Here is a 3575-nt window from a genome sequence, read left to right as displayed (position 1 = left end):
CTGCCGGCGCTACAGCTGGACGGCCAGCGCCGCGCGCCACGTCGCGCTGTACCGCGCGATGCGGGCGCTGGTCGGTCATGGCGTGCCGCTCGCCGCGGCGGTGCCCACCGAACCGGCCGCGATGGACGCCGCCCCTGTCGTTTCCTGACCTCACGTTGCCTGGAGATTCGCCCCATGCCCGCGATGCATTTCCACCTGCGCTGGCCCGATCGCAGCGAGACGCGCTGCTACTCGCCGTCGCTGGTGATCAAGGACTACCTCGTCCCCGGCAGCAGCTACCCGCTGCCGGAGTTCCTGGACCGCAGCCGCGAGGCGCTGCACATCGCCTCCGAGCGCGTGCGTGCCAAGTTCGGCTACGCCTGCTCGATGGCGATGGACCAGCTGGCGCAGATCGAGGCCACCGCCGGGCGCTTCGACGCGCAGGCCGAGGTGGAAGTGCTGCGCTTCGACGAAGCCTGACCCGAGCAAGAAGGACCCACGCCATGAACCCCAACGCAGAACACCACAGCGTCGCCATCGTCGGCGGCGGCCAGGCCGGCCTCTCGCTGAGCTACTACCTGCAGCAGCGCGGCATCGACCACGTGGTGCTCGAGAAGCGCTCGCCGCTGCACGCCTGGCGCACGCAGCGCTGGGACAGCTTCTGCCTCGTCACGCCCAACTGGCAGTGCAAGCTGCCGGGCTGGGAGTACGCCGGCAGCGACCCGCACGGCTTCATGAAGAAGGACGAGATCATCGAGTACCTCGATGGCTTCGTGAAGCACGTGGCCGCGCCGGTGCGCAGCGGCCTGACGGTGCAGCGCGCCGCGCCGCGCGCCGGCGGCGGCTCGAGATCGCCACCTCGCAGGGCCACTACAGCGCCGACCAGCTGGTGGTGGCCTCGGGCGGCTACCACCAGCCCATCATCCCGCGGCTGGCCGAGCGGCTGCCGCGCGATCTGCTGCAGATCCACTCGGAGCAGTACCGCAATGCGCAGGCGCTGCCGCCCGGCAAGGTGCTGGTGGTGGGCAACGGCCAGTCGGGCGCGCAGATCGCCGAGGACCTGCACCTGGCCGGCCGCCAGGTGGTGATGGCGACCGGCGACGCGCCGCGCTGCGCGCGCTTCTACCGCGGCAAGGACGTGGTCGACTGGCTGGCCGACATGGGCTACTACGACATGCCGGTGCACGAGCACCCGCTGCGCGAGGGCGTGCGCGACAACACCAACCACTACGTCACCGGCCGCGACGGCGGGCGCGACATCGACCTGCGCAAGTTCGCGAACGAGGGCATGGAGCTCTATGGGCTGCTGAATGGTCTGGAGGGCGACACGCTGCACTTCAACCCCGACCTCCGCGCCAACCTCGACCACGCCGACCGCATCTACAACGGCATCAACGCCGCGATCGACAAGCACATCGAGAAGGCCGGCCTCGACGTGCCGCCGCCGTCGGTCTACCGGCCGGTGTGGGAGCCGGCGGCCGAGCGCACGCGGCTGTCGCTGCGCGAGTCCGGCATCGGCGCGGTGATCTGGTGCATCGGCTTCTCGCCCGATTTCAGCTGGCTCGACGCGCCGGTGTTCAACGGCCGCGGGCAGCCCGGCCACGTGCGCGGCGTGACCGCGCTGCCGGGGCTCTACTTCATCGGCCTGCCCTGGCTGCACACCTGGGGCTCGGGCCGCTTCTCGGGGGTGGCGCGCGACGCGCTCTACCTGGCCGAGCAGATCGAGGCGCGCGCGCCGGTCGCCGGAACGCCGGCTGCGCGCGAGCTGGCCGAGCCCTGGCTGTCGTGACGGCAGCCGCGCTGCAGTCCGGGCGCTTCGTCGCCGGCATGCCCCAGCTGTGCCCGACGGGCCTGTCGGAGAACTGGCTGCTGAAGGAATGCGGCCACCAGCACTGGCTCGCGCTGGCCCGCCGGCAGGGCCGGGCCCGGCCCGATTTCCGCGACGCCGGGGGCCGCAAGGCCTATGCGGCGTTCACCGCCGTGCGCATCCGCCACGCACGGCTGGACCGGGTGGCGGAGAACGACCGCCTGCGCGTCGTCTCGCGCTGCCTGCCGGTGGGGCGCTCGCAGCACTTCGGCCTGCACGAGCTGCGGGGGCGCGACGGCACGCATGCGCAGGTTGAGATGCTGTCCACCTTCGTGCGGCGCGAGCGCGCCGGCGACAACCGCAGCGTGGTCCGCGCCGCGGTGCCGGCGACCACCGCCGCGCCCGAGGCCGATATCGAGCGGGCCGCGCTGGCCACCTACGCCCTGCAACTGGCCGAGCGGGGACGGGCCCTGCGCAGCGGGCAATGGCAGCCGGACTTCGGGCCGGAATCGGAGCGCGGCGCGCCGTTGCGCGAGTTCCGGTTCCAGCCCTGCCCGCACAACGACTTCAATGGCGCCGACCTGCTTTACTTCGCGAGCTTCCAGGCGATCGTCGACCGCGCCGAGGGGGCGTGGTTCGGCTCGACGGCGCTGCCGCGGCTGGCGGAGCGCGAACTGGCGTTCTACGGCAACGTGAACGTCGGCGAATCGCTGACGGTGCTGCTGCGCGGCGTGCAGGAGTCGCCCGACGGGCTGTCGCACTGGTGCGAGGTGCGACGCGCCGGCGACGGCGCCCGCCTGGCCGACGTGCTGACGCGCAAGCGGCGCGTGCCGGTCGACGGCGCTGGCCTCAGCGCGTGACGGGCCACAGCGCCCACATCCGCAGCGGTTGCTTCATGCGGCCGGCGCGGTCCTCGGCGCCCTCGGCCCAGCCCCAGTAGTAGTCGGCGCGCACGGCGCCGGTGATGGCGCTGCCGGTGTCCTGCGCCATCACCAGTCGCTGCAGTGGCCGCGGCGGGGGGGGCGTGGCGCTCCAGGGCTGCGGCTCGGTGGTGTCGAGCCACACGGGCGTGCCGTAGGGAATGGCGCGCGGATCGACCGCGATCGAGCGGCCCGGCGTCAGCGGCACGCCCTGCGCGCCGACCGCGCCGATCGACGGATCGGGCAGCGGCTCCTCGCGGAAGAACACGTAGCGCGGGTTCGCGGCCAGCATCTCCGACACGCGGCCGGGGTTGGCGCGCGCCCAGGCCTTGATGGCCGGCCACGAGGCCTGCTCCAGCGTGAACGCACCACGCTCGACCAGCCAGCGGCCGACCGACTGGTAGGGTTGGTCGTTGTGGCCGCCGTAGGCGAGGCGCACGGTCTGCCGGCGGCCGTCGGGCTCGGTGATCGCGAGCCGGCCCGAGCCCTGCACCTGCAGCAGCAGCGCGTCCAGTGGGTCGGCGATCCAGGCGATCTCGCGCCCCTTCAGTGCGGCGCGCGCTGCCGGCAGCGTCTCGATCTCGGCGCGCGTGTACCAGGGCTTGCGCAGTGCCAGGTTCGGCGGCGCCGCGTAGAGCGGCACGCTGTAGCTCTTGCTGCGCTGGCGCGAGGCGGCGACCAGCGGCTCGAAGTAGCCGGTGGCGAGGCCCTCGTCGCGACCGTCGAGCGCGGTGACGCGGTAGGGCGTCAGCGTGCGCTGCAGCCAGGCGCGGACGCGGGCGTCGTCGGGCGCATCGAGCGCCTTGGCGCTGGCACAGGCGGTGGCCCAGCCGGGGGCCGGCTTCGAACAGCCGGCCAGCAGCGCCGGC

3 protein-coding genes and 1 pseudogene are annotated in these 3575 nt (G+C 73.2%); 3 read left to right on the top strand and 1 reads right to left on the bottom strand.

Features of this window, described 5'->3' with window-relative positions:
* The first annotated feature begins 174 nt into the window (after window positions 1-174).
* From x551_RS19775 to x551_RS19765, 3 genes and pseudogenes are all read left to right on the top strand, one after another.
* A complete protein-coding gene (locus x551_RS19775; RefSeq protein ID WP_011831046.1) occupies window positions 175-459 on the top strand; it encodes an MSMEG_0570 family nitrogen starvation response protein in 285 nt (94 codons plus the stop codon).
* Between the two features lie 23 nt (window positions 460-482).
* Window positions 483-1768: pseudogene (locus tag x551_RS19770) on the top strand (MSMEG_0569 family flavin-dependent oxidoreductase).
* Complete coding sequence (locus x551_RS19765) at window positions 1765-2646, top strand: Pnap_2097 family protein (protein WP_231497666.1); 882 nt, start codon at window positions 1765-1767, stop codon at window positions 2644-2646. The pseudogene x551_RS19770 and the gene x551_RS19765 overlap by 4 nt, the downstream one beginning before the upstream one ends.
* On the opposite strand, the gene x551_RS19760 is transcribed toward x551_RS19765, so the two are convergent.
* Window positions 2636-3575, bottom strand: a 940-nt coding sequence (locus x551_RS19760; RefSeq protein ID WP_036250479.1) for an MltA domain-containing protein, incomplete at its 5' end; no start/stop codon positions are given. The genes x551_RS19765 and x551_RS19760 overlap by 11 nt on opposite strands.

This window comes from Methylibium sp. T29, assembly GCF_000576205.1.
In the GTDB taxonomy this organism is placed as follows: domain Bacteria; phylum Pseudomonadota; class Gammaproteobacteria; order Burkholderiales; family Burkholderiaceae_C; genus Methylibium; species Methylibium petroleiphilum.
Note: the sequence above shows the minus strand (reverse complement) of the source record. Positions and strands in the feature narration are given on the sequence as shown.

What these genes read in the sequence shown, in the direction of transcription:
- x551_RS19775 (WP_011831046.1), top strand. Translation starts at nt 175, where the DNA reads ATGCCCGCGATGCATTTCCACCTGCGCTGGCCCGATCGCAGCGAGACG.